13 protein-coding genes and 1 pseudogene are annotated in these 16,524 nt (G+C 62.6%); 5 read left to right on the plus strand and 9 right to left on the minus strand.

What is annotated here, in order from left to right; genetic code table 11:
- Window positions 1-99: 99 nt before the first annotated feature.
- Entirely contained in the window at window positions 100-1,527 is a 1,428-nt protein-coding gene (arcD, locus tag GUY40_RS06635) for an arginine-ornithine antiporter (RefSeq protein WP_166568153.1), read from the plus strand.
- A 199-nt stretch (window positions 1,528-1,726) separates the two neighbouring features.
- Here arcD and GUY40_RS28710 read toward each other — a convergent pair whose 3' ends face one another.
- From GUY40_RS28710 to gap, 9 genes and pseudogenes are all read right to left on the minus strand, one after another.
- Window positions 1,727-2,482 carry a methyl-accepting chemotaxis protein gene (locus GUY40_RS28710; RefSeq protein ID WP_371924737.1) on the minus strand — a complete coding sequence of 252 codons (756 nt, stop codon included), beginning with the start codon at window positions 2,480-2,482 and terminating at the stop codon, window positions 1,727-1,729.
- Window positions 2,483-2,632: 150 nt separating this feature from the next.
- A pseudogene (locus GUY40_RS28715) lies at window positions 2,633-3,928 on the minus strand (chemotaxis protein); the annotation flags it as partial.
- A 62-nt stretch (window positions 3,929-3,990) separates the two neighbouring features.
- A complete protein-coding gene (locus tag GUY40_RS06645) occupies window positions 3,991-4,383 on the minus strand; it encodes a YbaN family protein (protein WP_166568155.1) in 393 nt (130 codons plus the stop codon).
- A 162-nt stretch (window positions 4,384-4,545) separates the two neighbouring features.
- Entirely contained in the window at window positions 4,546-5,157 is a 612-nt protein-coding gene (locus GUY40_RS06650; protein WP_166568156.1) for a biliverdin-producing heme oxygenase, read from the minus strand.
- Window positions 5,158-5,254: 97 nt separating this feature from the next.
- The gene (locus tag GUY40_RS06655) at window positions 5,255-7,864 is read right to left on the minus strand and encodes a TonB-dependent receptor (protein WP_166568157.1); all 2,610 of its coding nucleotides are present in this window, start codon (window positions 7,862-7,864) and stop codon (window positions 5,255-5,257) included.
- A gap of 118 nt (window positions 7,865-7,982) precedes the next feature.
- Window positions 7,983-8,948 (minus strand): FecR domain-containing protein, encoded by a 966-nt coding sequence (locus GUY40_RS06660; protein WP_371924727.1) that lies wholly within the window; start codon window positions 8,946-8,948, stop codon window positions 7,983-7,985.
- A 111-nt stretch (window positions 8,949-9,059) separates the two neighbouring features.
- Window positions 9,060-9,596 (minus strand): sigma-70 family RNA polymerase sigma factor, encoded by a 537-nt coding sequence (locus GUY40_RS06665; RefSeq protein ID WP_166568158.1) that lies wholly within the window; start codon window positions 9,594-9,596, stop codon window positions 9,060-9,062.
- Window positions 9,597-9,684: 88 nt separating this feature from the next.
- Window positions 9,685-10,149, minus strand: a complete 465-nt coding sequence (locus GUY40_RS06670) for a methylglyoxal synthase (protein WP_166568159.1) — start codon at window positions 10,147-10,149, stop codon at window positions 9,685-9,687.
- 20 nt (window positions 10,150-10,169) lie between these two features.
- The gene (gene gap, locus GUY40_RS06675; protein WP_166568160.1) at window positions 10,170-11,171 is read right to left on the minus strand and encodes a type I glyceraldehyde-3-phosphate dehydrogenase; all 1,002 of its coding nucleotides are present in this window, start codon (window positions 11,169-11,171) and stop codon (window positions 10,170-10,172) included.
- Between the two features lie 264 nt (window positions 11,172-11,435).
- Here gap and edd point away from each other — a divergent pair, with 264 nt between their 5' ends.
- From edd to GUY40_RS06695, 4 genes are all read left to right on the plus strand, one after another.
- Window positions 11,436-13,262 carry a phosphogluconate dehydratase gene (edd, locus tag GUY40_RS06680; RefSeq protein ID WP_166568161.1) on the plus strand — a complete coding sequence of 609 codons (1,827 nt, stop codon included), beginning with the start codon at window positions 11,436-11,438 and terminating at the stop codon, window positions 13,260-13,262.
- Complete coding sequence (locus GUY40_RS06685) at window positions 13,259-14,236, plus strand: glucokinase (RefSeq protein ID WP_166568162.1); 978 nt, start codon at window positions 13,259-13,261, stop codon at window positions 14,234-14,236. Before edd ends, GUY40_RS06685 begins: the two co-directional genes overlap by 4 nt.
- 99 nt (window positions 14,237-14,335) lie before the next feature.
- Window positions 14,336-15,718 carry a DUF2235 domain-containing protein gene (locus tag GUY40_RS06690; RefSeq protein ID WP_166568163.1) on the plus strand — a complete coding sequence of 461 codons (1,383 nt, stop codon included), beginning with the start codon at window positions 14,336-14,338 and terminating at the stop codon, window positions 15,716-15,718.
- Between the two features lie 76 nt (window positions 15,719-15,794).
- Window positions 15,795-16,520 carry a response regulator gene (locus tag GUY40_RS06695; RefSeq protein ID WP_166568164.1) on the plus strand — a complete coding sequence of 242 codons (726 nt, stop codon included), beginning with the start codon at window positions 15,795-15,797 and terminating at the stop codon, window positions 16,518-16,520.
- Window positions 16,521-16,524 lie beyond the last annotated feature (4 nt).

The raw sequence follows: 16,524 nt of genomic DNA on the forward strand, positions 1-16,524 counted from the left end.
AGTATTCAGACGGCAACTTTCATACTATCCATCCCAGGCAGACGACTCTATTTGGCGATGCCACTAACAGTGCCACCGAATAATCAGGGAGTTGTCAGGATGAGCGAAGGCGGGCAGAAGCTGAAACTGGGTGCACTGATTGCTTTGGTTGTGGGCTCGATGATGGGTGGCGGTATCTTTTCGCTGCCGCAGAACATGGCGGCACGCGCCGACGCGGGCGCAGTGTTGATCGGCTGGGGGATCACCGCGGTGGGCATGCTGGCGCTGGCGTTCGTCTTTCAGATGCTCGCCAACCGCAAGCCGGAACTGGATTCGGGGGTGTATGCCTATGCCAAGGCCGGTTTCGGCGATTACATGGGCTTCTCGTCGGCGTGGGGCTACTGGATCAGCGCCTGGCTGGGCAACGTCGGCTATTTCGTGTTGCTGTTCAGCACATTGGGCTTTTACTTTCCGATCTTTGGCGAGGGCAACACACCGGTGGCCATTGGTTGCGCCTCGTTGCTGCTGTGGGCGGTGCATGTTCTGGTGATGCGCGGCATCAAGGAAGCGGCCTTTATCAATCAGGTCACCACCGTGGCCAAGATCGTGCCGTTGATCATGTTTATCGTGATCGCTGCCGTGGCGTTCAAGGCGGATATTTTCACGCGTGATATCTGGGGCCAGAGCAATCCAGAATTCGGCAGTGTCATGGACCAGGTCCGCAACATGATGCTGGTGACGGTGTTCGTGTTTATCGGCATCGAAGGGGCGAGCGTGTATTCGGGCAGGGCCCAGCGCCGCTCGGATGTGGGCAAGGCCACGGTGCTCGGCTTTCTTGGCGTGCTGGCCTTGCTGGTGCTGGTCAACGTGTTGTCGCTGGGGGTGATGAGCCAGCCGGAACTGGAGAAACTGCAGAATCCTTCGCTCGCCTCGGTGCTGGAGCATATCGTTGGCCCGTGGGGCGGGCTGTTGATCAGCATTGGCCTGGCGGTGTCGCTGTTGGGGGCGTTGCTGTCCTGGGCGCTGCTGTGTGCCGAGATTCTTTTCGCCACGGCGAAGGACCAGACCATGCCGCGCTTTCTGACCCATGAGAACGCCAATCACGTGCCGGTCAATGCGCTGTGGATGACCAACATCATGATTCAGCTGTTCTTGCTGATCACCCTGGTATCCGCAGGCACATATACCAGCCTGATCTACCTGGCCTCGTCGATGATTCTGGTGCCGTATCTGTGGTCGGCGGCCTATGCCGTGCTGCTGTGCGTGCGTGGGGAAAGCTACTCGGGGCAGAGTGCGGAGCGCTGGAAAGACCTGGGTATCGGCCTGCTGGCGCTGGTGTATGCCATCTGGCTGCTGTACGCCGGTGGCGTCAAATACCTGCTGCTCTCGGCGCTGTTGTATGCGCCAGGGGTGCTGCTGTTCGCCCGCGCCAAGCATGAACAGGGCAAGCCGCTGTTCACCCGTTGGGAGAAGTTGATATTTGCCGGCGTGGTGGCAGGCGCACTGCTTGCGGCCTATGCGCTCTACAGCGGCTTGTTGACGCCGTAGGAGCCGGGCTTGCCCCAATGCCGGTCAGTTAAGGATTGGAGCGCCGAAACCTGTGGGAGCGGATTTATCCGCGAATTCAGACACCGCGGTTTTTCAGGCATTGCGCGGCGCCTTCATTCGCGGATAAATCCGCTCCCACAGGGTTTGTGTCGTCCAATGCCTTAACTGACTGGCATTGGGGCAAGCCCGGCTCCTACGATCAAACCCGGAACTGGTCCATCAGCTTGAGTTGCTGGGAAGAGAGGTTGTCCAGTTGGCTGCTCACCTGAGCGGCTTGCGCGGCCTGCCCGGTGAGGGTTTCGGTCACGCCGCGGATGGCCGAGACGTTGCGGTTGACCTCCTCTGCCACCGCACTTTGCTGCTCGGCAGCGCTGGCGATCTGCAGGTTCATGTCGCTGATCACGGTGACCGCTTCGCTGATCTTGTCCAGCGCCTGCACCGCCTGGTTGATCTGTTCGGCATTGGCCTGGGCCTTGCCGTGGCTGGAGTGCATGGTCGCCACCACCCCGCGGGTGTTGCCCTGAATGCGCTCAATCACCTGGCGGATTTCTTCTACCGAATCCTGGGTGCGACGGGCGAGGTTGCGCACCTCATCGGCGACCACGGCAAAGCCGCGCCCGCTTTCACCGGCACGAGCGGCTTCGATGGCGGCGTTCAAGGCCAGCAAGTTGGTCTGTTCGGCGATGCTGCGGATCACTTCCAGCACCGAGCCGATCTGTTCGCTGTTGACCGCCAGGGTCTCGACTTCGACGACTGCCTTGCTGACCTCTTCGGCCAGCTGTTTGATGTCGCGGGTGCTGCGCTCGATGATCGCCATGCCATCGCGGGCCGACTGGTCGGCGCCGCGGGCAGCGCTGGCGGCATTCGAGGCGCTGTTGGCAACGTCATGGGCGGTGGCGCTCATTTCGTTGGAGGCGGTGGCCACTTGATCGATTTCGCGGAACTGGATCTGCATGCCATCGCTGGTCTTGCGTGCGATCAGCGAAGACTGGTCTGCCGTGGCTCGCGCTTCGGTGATGCTTTGCTTGATCTGGGCAATGGTCGGTTGCAGCTTGTCGAGGAAGCGGTTGAACCCGCCGACCAGCTCGCCCAGTTCATCGCGCTTGCTGTAATTGAGGCGCTGGGTCAGGTCGCCTTCGCCACTGGCGATGTCCTTGAGCATGGCCGCCACACGGTTGATCGGCCGCGTCACGCCCGACGCGGTCAGCCACATCAGCAGCACGCCACCGAGGCCTGCGAGGGTCGCCAGCAAAATGGCTTTGAGCGTACCGGCAGCCTGGGCCTTATCGAGCATGCCCTGCAGCTTGACCGAGTCAGCCAGCAGCACCTGCTCGGGCAGGTCGATGACGATGCCCCAGGTCCGGCCGCCAGGGATCGGTACCACCGGGTAAATCGCGCGGATGATCTCGCCCTGCTTGAGGATGCTTGGCGCACCGTTGCTCAGGGTTTGCAGGGCTTGTTTGCCGTCGCTGCCCAGCACCTGTTCGATGCCTTTGCCGACGTTGCTGGCGTCATTGCTGTTGGCGGCCAGCAACCCGGAGCTGGCGACGATCAGCATGTGCCCGGCACCGTCGAAAAGTGCTTGCTGCGAGGCCCGGGAGGTGGCTTGCAGGCTGTCGAGTGACAGGTCGATACCGGCCACGGCGATGACTTTGCCAGCGGCCAGCACGGGCACGGCGATGCTGGTCATCAATACGGTCTTGCCGCCCACGGTATCGGAATAAGGTTCCATCAGACACGCTTGAGCACTGTTGCGCGCGCAGGTGTACCAGACGTTGTACGGCGTGCCGCTGAGGTTGAGTTCGGTCTTGGTCAGGTCGGCCTCGACGATCGGCGTGTTCAGCGAGGTTCCCTGGGCACGGCTCCAGTAGCTGCCGAAGCGGCCCGAGTCATTACCGCGCAGGCCGTCGCCTTTGAACTCGGCGTCTTTGCCATCCAGCGCATTGGGCTCGGAGGCCATCCAGATCCCCAGTACGCCCGGGTTGCGATCGAAGGTGGTCTTCAGGCTGCGATTGATTTCTTCACGCAGGGCGCCGGCGTCTACGCCACGGTTCTGGCCGAGGGTGCGCAGATCTTGGATGTGATCGGCGAGGGCAGTGACCACCAGCAGGCTTTCGTTGAATGTCTTCTGCATTCTCACGGCGTTTTCCGCCGCTTTGGCCTGCAGCAGGTTTTCTACGCTGCTGGTCAGCATCTTCGAGCTGGCCTGGCTGACCAGTTCATTGTTCTGCCGGGTTTGATAAAGGTTTATCCCCTCCACCAGGGCAACCACGCCGAGCAGGCACAGGCCAGAGAGCAGGACGATTTTCAGGCGAATCGAAAGCGTGTCGAACATGGGTGTTCTCGCAAATGGATGGGCCGAAAGGTGGGGAAGCGTCGAGCCTCCAATCGCCAGATCCATTTAGCGCCGTCAGGGCATCGGCCAATTCAGACAGAACCTGAATTTGTGCCGATGAGCGGTCTTCAGCTGTTTAGCGCGGGGGTTTCCGGGCGTGACCAGATCCACAGGTTGCCCAGCAGCATGCCGCCAATGGCGGCCAGCATCGTCCAGTGGTGTTCCAGCAGCGTCAGCATGATTCCGGCGCAGATCAGCATGCTGAGGGTGGCGCTGACCTTGGCTTTGCGAGCGATGACTTTGCCGTTGCGCCAATTGAACAGCATGGGGCCGAACAGCCGGTGATTTTCCAGCCAGGCGCTCAGGCGCGGCGAGCTGCGGGTCGCGGCCCAGGCAGCGAGGAGGATGAATTCGGTGGTGGGCAGGCCTGGAACGACGATGGCGATCAGGCCGATGGCGAGGCTTGAGTAGGCGAGCAGGCCGAAAAGCAGGCGGGAGAGTTTTGAGCGTTGTTCAGGCATGTTTCAACCGTTCTCTGCCGCCGTGCTTGTGCTTTTGATCTTGCTTTTGATCTTATGTGGGAGCGGATTTATCCGCGAATCGCTGCGGTGTGTCAGGCAAACAGCTGTGAAGCTATTCGCGGATGAATCCGCTCCCACAAGGACCGCGTGCGTCTGACTGAATCAGACTGGCTCTGCCTGAGCGGGTGCGTACACCTGTTCAAGCAACACGGTAAACCGCTCGAACGCCGCTACGGCACCGCGCTCGACATCAGCCTCTTGCTGCTCGTTGAATGTCAGCCCGTCGAGGGTGCGGATGAACTGTTTCCAGCCTTCAGCGCGGCCACCCGCCGGCTCGCCCAGGTGGCGGGCACCGAAGGTCTCGCTCAGTTCCAGGGCCACAGCGCGCTTGATCAAAAAGGCGGCGCCCAGTTTGGAGCCTTCGGAAACGAAAATCCAACCCAGTGCTTCGGCAATCGACGGCTGTTGCACCGCGCCTGGCACGGCAGGAGGCACTTCGGTGCCGAGGTCCGCGAGGTCGGCCCTGGCCTGTTCGGCGCGGCAACGCTCTGGCAGATCCGGGACGATGGCGGCCAGTTGCGGGTCGTTGTACAGCGCTTGCAGCTCGGATTGGAACAGGTACTGGGCAACGACGAAGAGAGCGAAGTTTTCGCGGGTTTCGAACGGTGCGTGCGACTTCACCAACTGATCGAGTTTCCCGTGCGGGGCGTGAGTCAGCTGGTTCAGGCGTTGCGAGCGCAGGCTGGCGCGTTCGGCGGAGGAGTGGGCGGTCATGGGCAATCCTTGAGGTATTCGGGGCGCTTTGTGACTAGACGTTTGAGCCGCAAAGCAGCGTAAAAAAACACGGCAGCCGTGACCGCCGTGTTGTCGGTCAGATATCCCAGACCACGTTGACGGAGAAGTTGCGGCCCGGCTCTGTCAGGCGATCGAGGTTGGCCGGGTTGACCGTGCCAGCCTCACCGACGCCGTCGTAGCCGCGCACGTCATCCCACAGCCAGTATTTCTTGTCGGTCACGTTGTAGAGACCGGCGTTGACGGTCACATCGTCGGTGACTTTGTAGTAACCGGTCAGGTCAAGCACGCCAAAGCCCGGGGTCTTGAACTGGCTGCTGGTGCCGTCCGGGGCCTTGAAGGCGCTGTCGTCGACGCGGTCCTTGCGCTTGACCAGGGTCCAGCTGGCCAGCGCGCCGTAGTTCGCCTGTTCATAGCCCAGGCCAAATACGCCAGTGAGCGGGTTGATGCTGTTGATCGGCTCGCCGGTGTCGTTGTTGCGACCGTACAGGTAAGAGACCGAACCCCGGGTGTAGAGGCCTTGCGGCGCGCCGAAGGTGTCCAGGTTCAAGCGGCCCTTGAGCTCGACGCCCTTGATGGTGGCGTGCTTGATGTTGTTGGTCTGGAACACGGTGGCCAGGGAGCCTGGGGCGACAGCGTCTTCGTTGATGAAGTCGCGGTACTTGTTATAGAACACCGCCACGTCGAAGTTGCCGGCGTCGAAGTTGCCGCGCAGACCGGTTTCATAGCTTTTGCTTTTTTCCGGCTCCAGGTCCGAGTTGGGCTCGACCACGTAGCCTGCATCAAGGTTTTCGAAGCGGCCATACAGCGCCTTGGCCGATGGCGTGCGGAAGCCTTCGGCGTACTGCCCGTAAGCGGTGTAGTTGTCGTTAAAGGTGTAGGTCACGCCGAACTTGGGCGAGAGGCGGTGCCAGGTCTTGCTGTCGTCGTTGACGTCGTAGGCATTGTCCGGGTTGACGGTACGCAGGAACTCTTCAGTCAGATGGGGCTTGAGTTCGGTGTAGTCGTAGCGTGCGCCCGGCATGAAGGTCCATTGGTTCCAGCGGATTTCGTCCTGGGCGAACAGGCTGTAGGTGTTGATGGTCGGGTCCGGGAAGTCACTGGATTTTTCCAGGCGGTCGCTGGGGCTGTCGGCGCCCGCGCCGGTGCAACCGACGCCGGCCTTCACGCAGGTACCGGCACCGCTGCGCGAGCCCGTCACTTTTTGCTGTTTCAGGGTCGTGCCATAGGTCAGCAGGTGGTCGGTGCCTTCAATGCTGAAGGCTTTGTCCAGTTGCGCGTCGAAGACCCACTGACGGTCCTTGTAGGTGGTATCGCGGGTGCGCAGCACTTCCCGCACGAACGGCGAATACAGCTCTTCGGTGGACTGGTCGGTCTTGCCGATCTGGTAGTTCAGGCTCCACTTCATGTGGTCGGCGAACGGGCTGCTGAAGGCAAAGTCGTGTTCGAGGCCGAAGCGCTCGCGGGTCACGGTTTCATTGCCGGTGCGCGACTTGTACATGCCCAGCCCGCGGCCGGAGGTGAACGGGCCACCCACGGCGCTCAACTGATCGGAGTCGCGATCATCCTTGTAGTTTTCGTAGGTGAAACCCAGGCGCGCATCGTCGGCGTAGTTCCAGCCCAGCTTGGCCAGCACGTTGGTGGTGCGCACATCTTGCGGGTTGGCCTCGGTGCGGGCCAGCCCCGTGCCACCGGTGCTGCCATAGGATTCGGTCTCGTGGCCGGTGCGCTGGCTCAGGTGCAGCAAGCCGTCGAAGTAGTCCAGCCGGCCGGCGACAGTCGCCGATTTCAGCCAGCTGTCATCGGCCCAGCTGTAGCCGGTCTTGAGCCGTGCGCCAACGTCCTGGCCCGGCTTGATGATGTCGGAGGGGTTGAGGGTGAAGTAGCTTACGGCGCCGCCGATGGCGCTGCTGCCGTAAAGCACCGAGGCCGGGCCGCGGAGAATTTCGACGCGTTTGACGATTTCCGGGTCGACGTAATTGCGCTGGGTCTGGGCGTACGGGCCGTTGAAGAAGCTGTCCGGTACCGACACCCCGTCGATCTGGGTCAGGATCCGGTCGCCATCGATACCGCGGATGTTGTAGCCGTTCAGGCCGCTGCGCTGGCCAGTGCCGGCCACCGAGACGCCGGGCTCATAGCGCACCAGATCCTTGATGTCATTGACGTTCTGGCGGTCCAGCTGCTGGCGCTCGACCACCGTCACGGTGGCGGGCACCTGGTTGATGTCCTGAGCCTGGCGGGTGGCGCTGACGGTCATTTGTTGCAGGTTGATCGCGGCGCTCGAAGTGCGGCGCTCCAGCACCACGTTGTTGCTGCCGATCTTGCGGTAGCTCAGTTGCGTACCGACCAACAGGTGCTCAAGGGCTTTCTCGGGCGCGAGCGAGCCCTGTACGCCCGGCGAGGCAACACCTTCAGCCAGTTCCGCCGGCAGCCCCACCTGCCAGCCGGTCACGGCAGTAAAGGCGTTCAGCGCGGACACCAGCGGCTGCTGGCTGATGGCGAAGCGGTAGTCGCCCATCTTGCGCGTCGCGGCTTCCTGGGTTGCCATCACCGGCATCGCGGGCAGCATGGCCGTGGCAATGGCCAGCGCCAGCAGCGACGCGGGAGCGGCCCTGGTCTTGAAGGGTCGGCTGTTGGCGCTGGTTTCAGCGCAGGTGTGGCTCGATTGACGATTGCAACCTGTGGACATCAAAAGCGTTCCCTGTGGCGCGAATGTTAGAGTGATGCGCTGACTCAAAATGCGAATCAGTTGCATTGGCTGTAACGAGACGAACCAACCGGGACAATCGCGTAAAAAAACTTTCGAATCAGTTGAGAATGACCAGCGCTGGATATTCCTGCAGCCTGGCCGAGGTGATGTGCGCCAGCGAGCGGACCACGTCCAGCGGTTGGTCGAGGCGATAGTTGCCGGTGACGGCGACGTTTTGCAGTGTGTCGTTGGTGTTGATGATCCAGCCCGGGTAATAGCGCTGCAGCTCGGCCAGCACCTGGCTCAACGGGCAGTTCTCGAACACCAGGCGACCCTTGACCCAGGCCAGGTCCTTGGCCGGGTCGAGCCGTTCGCGCTGGCTGAAACCGTCGGGCCCGACGCGGATGCTGTCGCCGGCGTTCAGGCGGATGCGCTGGTCGGTGTTGGCGTGCAACTCGACATTGCCGCGCTGCACGCGCACCTGCGCCTCGCCGTCGAGAAAGCGCACGGCAAAATCGGTGTCGTGCACGCTGGCGCGAACCGGGCCGGCCAGCACTTCCAGCGGTTGCTGGCGGCTGTCGTCGACTTCGAAGAACGCTTCACCCTGGTACAGCCGAGCCTTGCGTTGCCGGGCGTCGATCTGGCTGGAGAACGCCGAGTTGGTGTTGAGCAGCACCTTGGAGCCGTCATCCAGCTGCAAGCGCTGGCGCTCGCCCACCACGGTCAGATGGTCGGCTTGCAAGCGCATCGGCACATTGCCGAAGCTGACCAGCCCGAGCACCAGCAGCGCGGCGGTGGCCAATGGCTTCCAATGTGGGCGCAAGCGCCGCAGCAGGGTGGAGCGGTGGTTCTGTTGCAGGGTGAGCGCGGCTTGCTGTACCGGCACGCCGTTCCAGAGGGCGTCGGCCTGAGCGAAGGCGAGCGCATTGGTGGGGTCGGCGTCAAGCCAGTGTTCGAAGGCTTCGCTATCGCTGGGGGTCGGGCACTGCAGCCGAATCAGCCAGTCCATGGCCTCGTCCATCGCGCGCGCGTTAGCGACGAGCGGGTCCGGGACCTCTGGTCGTGATGGGGCGTTATCGGTCACGGGTGTTCCTTGGCAGTGTCTGTGCACTTTCTTGTTGTGTTTTGGGTTACCGGAAATGGCAAAAGATTATCAACGCCAGGCGCGCAGGCGGGAAGCAAAACGATGGTCGGTTTATTCCGGCTTGTTCCCGGCAGCAGGGTCCAGGCGATCGGCCACGCCCATACAGATGGCCATGATCAGCTTGAGTTCCTTCTGCACGGTGCTGGCGGAAACCTGAAGCTGTTCGGCGATCTCCAGGTAACTGGCGCCCTGAAGGCGGCTGAGGATGAAGATTTGCTGCTGACGCGGGGTCAACTGCGACAGGCTTACGCTCAGGCGTTTGAGCAGCTGTTCGGCATGAGCGGCGTCTTCGGGAGTGTTGGCCGGTGCGGCCACGCTCTGGACGATTTCCGTCGGCACGTCCTCGACCATGGTCCGCGCATGCAGGCGGCGGGCGCGCAGGTGATCGAGCGCCAGATTGCGCGCGGTCTGGAATACGAAAGGTTCAAGATGATCGATGGATCGCTCGCCGAGGGCCCGGGTAACCCGCAGGTAGGTTTCCTGCAGGAGGTCTTCGGCGGTGCTGGGGTTTTGCACCATGCGTTGCAGCGTGCGCAGCAGGCTCAAGCGTTGGGCGAGAAAAACAGTGTTGAAGTGTGACTGACTCACAGCGATACCTGACCCGTTATGAGCTAATGATAATGCTTATCATCCGTGTCATTGGTCAAGCATTCTCTGTGAGTCAGCCTCAAAGGCCTCAGCGACGTGCGTTCAGATAGGCGTCGTAATCCGGGATCCGATAGTCGTGGGCCTGGTCCAGCAAGGCGCTGGCAAGCAGGTAGCCGGCGGTGGCTTCGTTAGTGGCCATCGGAATGTTCCAGACCGCCGCCACCCGCAGCAACGCCTTGATATCCGGGTCGTGGGGCTGCGGTTCGAACGGGTCCCAGAAGAACACCAGCATGTCCACCGTTCGCTCGGCGATGCGTGCGCCGAGCTGTTGGTCGCCGCCCAGCGGGCCGCTGAGCATGCTTTCGATCGGCAGCGCCAGGCGCTTTTCCAGCAGCTTGCCGGTGGTGCCGGTGGCCAGCAGGTGATGGCGGGCCAACTGCTCGCGGTGGCGCGTGGCCCAGTCGAGCAAAAAGCCCTTGCAGTGATCGTGGGCCACCAGCGCGATGCGCTTGCGCGCCGGCAAGGTGGCGGTGGTGAAGGTGATACCGATCATGGGTGTTCCAGGCGTGGTGGTCATTGGGCGTTGCACAGCGCCAGGCAGTTATCCAGCATGCGGTTGGAGAAGCCCCACTCGTTGTCGTACCAGGCCAGTACCTTGAGCAGCTTGCCGTTGGCTTTGGTGTGGCTGGCATCGAAGATCGATGACAGCGGGTTGTGGTTGAAGTCGCACGACACCAGCGGCAGGGTGTTGTAGCCGAGGATTTTCGAGTGCTTGCTGGCTTCCTTGAGCAGCGCGTTGACCTCATCGGCGGTGGCCTGCTGCTTGAGGTTGACGGTCAAGTCCACCAGCGACACATTGATCACCGGCACCCGCACGGCCATGCCGGTGAGTTTGCCGGCCAGTTCCGGCAGCACCAGGCCAACCGCTTCGGCGGCGCCAGTCTTGCTCGGGATCATCGACTGGGTGGCCGAGCGGGCGCGGTACGGGTCGGTGTGGTAAACGTCGGTCAGCCCCTGATCGTTGGTGTAGGCATGAATGGTGGTCATCAGGCCTTGTTCGATGCCCAGCTCGCGGTGCAGGACCTGGGCCACCGGCGCCAGGCAGTTGGTGGTGCAGGAGGCATTGGAGATGATCCGGTGCGATTGGCGCAGAATGTCGTGATTGACGCCATACACCACGGTGGCGTCGGCACCCTTGGCCGGGGCCGAGATGATCACTTTGCGCGCACCGGCAGTAAGATGCGCGGCGGCTTTGTTGCGATCGGTGAACAGCCCCGTGCATTCGAACACCACATCAACGGCTTCGGCTTTCCACGGCAACTCTGCCGGGTTGCGAATGGCGCTGACCGCAATCCGGTCACCATTGACCGTCAGGCTCTCCTGGTCGAACTCTACACTGGCGTCGAAGATCCCATGCACACTGTCGTACTTGAGCAGGTGGGCATTGATTGCGCTGTCGCCCAGGTCATTGATGGCGACGACTTGCAGGTCTTGACGGTAGCCTTGGGTATAGAGTGCGCGAAGGACGTTGCGGCCAATGCGGCCAAAGCCATTGATAGCGATACGAAGCGTCATACGGGTACCTCATGTCGGATCGGTGAGCCCTGAAGCAGGGAAAACCCTCACTGAATCTGATTTTGTTGTTGGAATTACAAGATTATTCGTAAAAAAATAGAAAACAAGCCTTTTTAGTGGCAATATTTTGTTCAACAAACAACGAGTGACCGACTGGTCGGCCCCCTCGGTCGACTCGGACCCCTTGTCTTGAGCCTAGGCGGCGAAAGGCAGAAAGGGAAACCCGTGCCGAAAAGGTCACCCCCATAGCCTGGAGTTCAACACATGCATCCCCGCGTTCTTGAAGTCACCGAACGGCTGATCGCCCGTAGTCGCCAGACGCGTGAGCGTTACCTGCAACTGATTCGCGGCGCTGCCAGCGACGGTCCGCAACGCGCCAAGCTGCAATGTGCGAACTTCGCCCATGGCGTGGCCGGATGCGGATCGGAAGACAAACAGACGTTGCGTCTGATGAACGCGGCGAACGTTGCAATTGTTTCGTCATATAACGACATGCTCTCGGCGCATCAGCCGTACGAGCATTACCCCGAACAAATCAAGCACGCCCTGCGCGAGATCGGCTCGGTAGGCCAGTTCGCCGGTGGCGTGCCCGCCATGTGCGATGGCGTGACCCAGGGCGAGCCAGGCATGGAGCTGGGGATTGCCAGCCGCGAAGTGATTGCGCTGTCCACCGCCGTGGCGCTGTCGCACAACATGTTCGACGCCACCCTGTGCCTGGGCATTTGCGACAAGATCGTGCCGGGCTTGTTGATGGGCGCACTGCGCTTCGGCCATCTGCCGACCCTGTTTGTACCGGGCGGGCCGATGGTGTCGGGCATTTCCAACAAGGAAAAGGCCGACGTGCGCCAGCGCTATGCCGAGGGCAAGGCCAGCCGCGAAGAGCTGCTGGAGTCGGAAATGAAGTCCTACCACAGCCCGGGCACCTGCACCTTCTACGGCACCGCCAACACCAACCAGCTGTTGATGGAAGTGATGGGCCTGCACTTGCCGGGCGCGTCCTTCGTCAACCCGAACACGCCGCTGCGTGACGCACTGACCCGCGAAGCCGCGCACCAGATCACGCGCCTGACCAAGGCCAGCGGCAACTTCACGCCGTTGGGCGAGATCGTCGATGAAAAGGCCTTGGTCAACTCCATCGTTGCCCTGCATGCCACCGGCGGTTCCACCAACCACACCCTGCATATGCCGGCCATCGCGATGGCCGCGGGCATTCAGCTGACCTGGCAGGACATGGCCGACCTCTCCGAGGTGGTGCCGACCCTGTCCCACGTCTATCCGAACGGCAAGGCCGACATCAACCACTTCCAGGCCGCAGGCGGCATGGCGTTCCTGATTCGCGAACTGCTCGAAGCCGGCCTGCTCCACGAAGACGTGAACACTGTCGCCGGCCATGGCCTGAGCCGTTACACCCGCGAGCCGTTCCTTGAGGATGGCGAGCTGGTGTGGCGCGATGGCCCGATCGAGAGCCTGGACGAAGCTATCCTGCGCCCGGTCGCCCGGCCGTTCTCGCCAGAAGGCGGGTTGCGGGTGATGGAAGGCAACCTCGGCCGCGGCGTGATGAAAGTCTCCGCCGTTGCCGAAGAACACCAGGTGGTCGAAGCGCCGGCGCGGGTCTTCCAGGATCAGCAAGAGTTGGCCGATGCGTTCAAGAACGGTGAACTGGAACGGGATTTCGTGGCTGTGATGCGCTTCCAGGGGCCACGCTCCAATGGCATGCCGGAGCTGCACAAAATGACCCCGTTCCTGGGCGTGCTGCAGGACCGTGGCTTCAAGGTGGCGCTGGTGACCGACGGGCGCATGTCCGGTGCGTCGGGCAAGATCCCGGCGGCCATTCACGTTTGTCCGGAAGCCTACGACGGCGGCCCGCTGGCCCGCGTGCGCGATGGCGACATCGTGCGGGTGGACGGCGTCCACGGCACCTTGCAGGTGCTGGTCGAGCCGGCTGAGCTGGCGGCCCGTGAGCTGGCGGTGACCACGGTCGACAGCAGCGTCGGCTGTGGTCGCGAGCTGTTCGGTTTCATGCGCATGGCCTTCAGCTCCGCTGAAAAGGGCGCCAGCGCCTTCACCGGCGGCCTTGAGGTGCTGAAATGAAATTGGCATTGGTCGGCGATATCGGCGGCACCAATGCTCGTTTTGCGCTGTGGGAAGACGACCGGATGCATTCGGTTCGGGTCTTCGCCACGGCTGACTACACCAGCCCAGAGCAAGCGATCCAGGCCTATCTGGATGGCCTGGCGCTGGCCAGGGGCGCCATCGGTTCGGTTTGCCTGTCGGTGGCAGGCCCGGTGAGCGGCGACGAATTTCGGTTTACCAACAACCACTGGCGCTTGAGCCGCAAGGCGTTCTGCAAAACCTTGCAGGTCGATGAGCTGATGTTGGTCAACGACTTCTCGGCCATGGCCCTGGGCATGACCCGGCTGCAGCCGGACGAGTACCGGACGGTGTGCGAAGGCACGCCGGACGCGACCCGCCCGGCGGTGGTCATCGGGCCCGGCACGGGCCTGGGCGTCGGTACGCTGCTGAACCTGGGCCACCAGCACTGGCTGGCGTTGCCGGGCGAGGGCGGGCATGTGGATTTGCCGGTGGGTGATGCCCGTGAGTCCGCCATTCGCCATGAGATCGAAAAAAAGATCGGCCACGTCAGTGCCGAAACCGTGCTCAGTGGCGGTGGCTTGCTGCGTCTGTACCAGGCCATCTGCGCGCTTGACGGTGTGATCCCGACACTGCAAAGCCCGGCCGACATTACTGAAGCTGCGTTGGCCGGCGAGCCTGTAGCACTGGCGGTGATCGATCAATTCTGCCGGTTTCTCGGCCGGGTCGCCGGCAACAACGTACTGACCGTGGGCGGCCGCGGCGGGGTCTACATCGTCGGCGGTGTGATTCCGCGTTTCGTCGAGCTGTTCCTGGCCAGCGGTTTTGCTGCCAGCTTTGCCGACAAAGGCTGCATGAGCGGCTACTTCGACGGCATCCCGGTGTGGGTGGTAACGGCCGAGTTCAGCGGCCTTGTGGGGGCCGGCGTGGCCTTGCAGCAAGCCTGGGCGCAGGGCTCGCAACATCCTGCGTGAAGGGTTGAATAATCCCTGGGGTCGAGGCCGTTTGGCTGATTGGCGGGGTGAGGTAAACGCGGTGCGATAGCTCCTTGTTTGCGCATAAGGAGATGCACCGTGTTTGAGTTCCTCACATCCCAACCGTTACACCAGCCTGACTCCGCCAGCCGTTCGATCACCTTGCGTCTGGGGGTGTTCTTCGACGGCACCGGCAACAACCTCGGCAACAGCGAGTCCGGGGCGCAATGTGCCGGTGGCAGCTACGACAATGACCCGAGCAATATCGCCCGCCTGTACGCGTTATACCGCGATCAGGCGGACGTACCCTTGCCGGTGGATGCCACCCAGGCATGCCTGGCGATCTACGTCGAGGGCATCGGCACCCGCACCGGCCAGGCCGACGCCTTGTTTTCCCAGGGTACTGGCCGTGGCAGCGAGGGCGTGCTGGCGCGGGTGGAGCAGAGCGTCGGACTGATCCATGCGCGGATGCAGCAACTGCTCGCGCACAATCCCGATATTGACGTGGCCCGATTGGAGTTCGACTTGTTCGGCTTCAGCCGTGGCGCGGTCGCAGCCCGGCATTTTGCCAATGATTTGAACAAGGGTTCGCGCAGCTTGCTGGCTCAGGCGTTGCCAGCAGGTTCGCGGTCGCTGAGGGCGGGCTTTGCCTGGCGCCAGCAGGTTGATCTGGCGATCAACTTCATCGGCCTGTTCGACAGCGTGGCCGCCTTCGTCGCGCCGCTTCGAGGTGACTTCGACCCTTCCAACGCCCGTTACCACGGCATCAACGTGGGCCTTGCGCCGGGCATCGCCGGCAAAGTGGTGCAGTTGGTGGCACGCGACGAGCGGCGGCACAACTTTCCCTTGATCTGCACCGATAACGATATCGTCCTGCCCGGCGTGCATTCTGACCTGGGCGGCGGTTATCGGCCGTGCGTGCAAGAGCGCCTGTTGCTGCACAAACCGGTGCATTGCCTGGTGGCGCAAACCTTGCCGGACGAACAGAGCACAGCGTTTGTCGACGCTCAGGCGGGCCTTGAGCAGGCACGTGCGCAGTGGCAGGCCTATGGTTTTGTGCTGCAGGTCGCCCATTGGTCCAGGGATCAACCTTATGACCGTCACCGCGACCTGCACCCGGAAAAGCGGGTCTATGCTGCCCTGCAGGGTGAGCGGCAAGTGCAGGGTGACTTGTCGCGGGTTTACCTGGCGATCATGCGTGAGCTGGCGCTGCGTGAGCAGGTGCCGTTGGTCGAGATCAGCCCGCCATTGGCGCCCTGTGAGGCCTTGCAGCCGATCGCCGCCAAGTTGATGGGCTTCGCCTTGGGCGACACCGGCACTGCGGCGCTCAGTGAGGCAGAAGAAGCCCTGCTCAAGCGCAACTACATTCACCTCTCGGCCCACTGGAACGCCGCCAAGGGCCTGAACAGCAGCGCCCTGGATGCCGCCTTCCTCAACCGCCCCAGCGCCACGGGGGTTCGTCAGCGGCACCCCAACCAATAGCTTGCCGCCAGCCTCGGCGTGCAGGTTTAATGGGCAAAGCGGGCGGCACGACCCGCGTCGCCAAGGATGAACAGCATTGAGCACTGCCAGCAAATCAATCCTGCTCGTCGATGACGACCAGGACATTCGCGAACTGCTGGAAACCTACCTGAGCCGGGCGGGTTTCCAGGTGCGAAGCGTTGCCGATGGTCGCGGCTTTCGCCAGGCGCTGGACGAGCAGGGCTGCGACCTGGTGATCCTCGACGTGATGCTGCCCGACGAGGACGGCTTCAGCCTCTGCCGTTGGGTGCGCCAGCATCCGCGCCAGGCACGGGTGCCGATCATCATGCTGACCGCCAGTTCCGACGAGGCAGACCGCGTCATCGGCCTGGAACTGGGCGCCGATGATTACCTGGGCAAACCCTTCAGCCCTCGGGAGCTGCAAGCCCGCATCAAGGCGTTGCTGCGCCGCGCCGGTTTTGGCCAGGAGTCGGCGGCAGGCGAGGTGCTGGTGTTCGAGGACTGGCGCCTGGACACGGTCAGCCACCGGCTGTTTCATGCCGACGGCGAAGAGGTGATTCTCTCGGGTGCCGATTTCGCGCTGCTCAAGCTGTTTCTCGATCATCCCCAACAGATTCTCGACCGCGACACCATCGGCAATGCCACCCGTGGCCGCGAGCCGATGCCGCTGGACCGCATCGTCGACATGGCCGTCAGCCGCCTGCGCCATCGCCTGCGTGACACCGACAAGCCACCGCGGCTGATCCGCACCATACGTGGCAGTGGTTACCTGCTGGCTGCCCATGTCTCGCCCGCGCACTGAGTCG

The organism is Pseudomonas sp. R5(2019) (assembly GCF_009905435.1).
In the GTDB taxonomy this organism is placed as follows: domain Bacteria; phylum Pseudomonadota; class Gammaproteobacteria; order Pseudomonadales; family Pseudomonadaceae; genus Aquipseudomonas.

Bases quoted from the DNA above. Each gene is read 5' to 3' on its own strand.
- arcD (WP_166568153.1), top strand. From the start codon at position 100: ATGAGCGAAGGCGGGCAGAAGCTGAAACTGGGTGCACTGATTGCTTTG.
- GUY40_RS28710 (WP_371924737.1), bottom strand. From the start codon at position 2,482: ATGCAGATCCAGTTCCGCGAAATCGATCAAGTGGCCACCGCCTCCAAC.
- GUY40_RS06645 (WP_166568155.1), bottom strand. From the start codon at position 4,383: ATGCCTGAACAACGCTCAAAACTCTCCCGCCTGCTTTTCGGCCTGCTC.
- GUY40_RS06650 (WP_166568156.1), bottom strand. From the start codon at position 5,157: ATGACCGCCCACTCCTCCGCCGAACGCGCCAGCCTGCGCTCGCAACGC.
- GUY40_RS06655 (WP_166568157.1), bottom strand. From the start codon at position 7,864: ATGTCCACAGGTTGCAATCGTCAATCGAGCCACACCTGCGCTGAAACC.
- GUY40_RS06670 (WP_166568159.1), bottom strand. From the start codon at position 10,149: ATGATCGGTATCACCTTCACCACCGCCACCTTGCCGGCGCGCAAGCGC.
- gap (WP_166568160.1), bottom strand. From the start codon at position 11,171: ATGACGCTTCGTATCGCTATCAATGGCTTTGGCCGCATTGGCCGCAAC.
- edd (WP_166568161.1), top strand. From the start codon at position 11,436: ATGCATCCCCGCGTTCTTGAAGTCACCGAACGGCTGATCGCCCGTAGT.
- GUY40_RS06685 (WP_166568162.1), top strand. From the start codon at position 13,259: ATGAAATTGGCATTGGTCGGCGATATCGGCGGCACCAATGCTCGTTTT.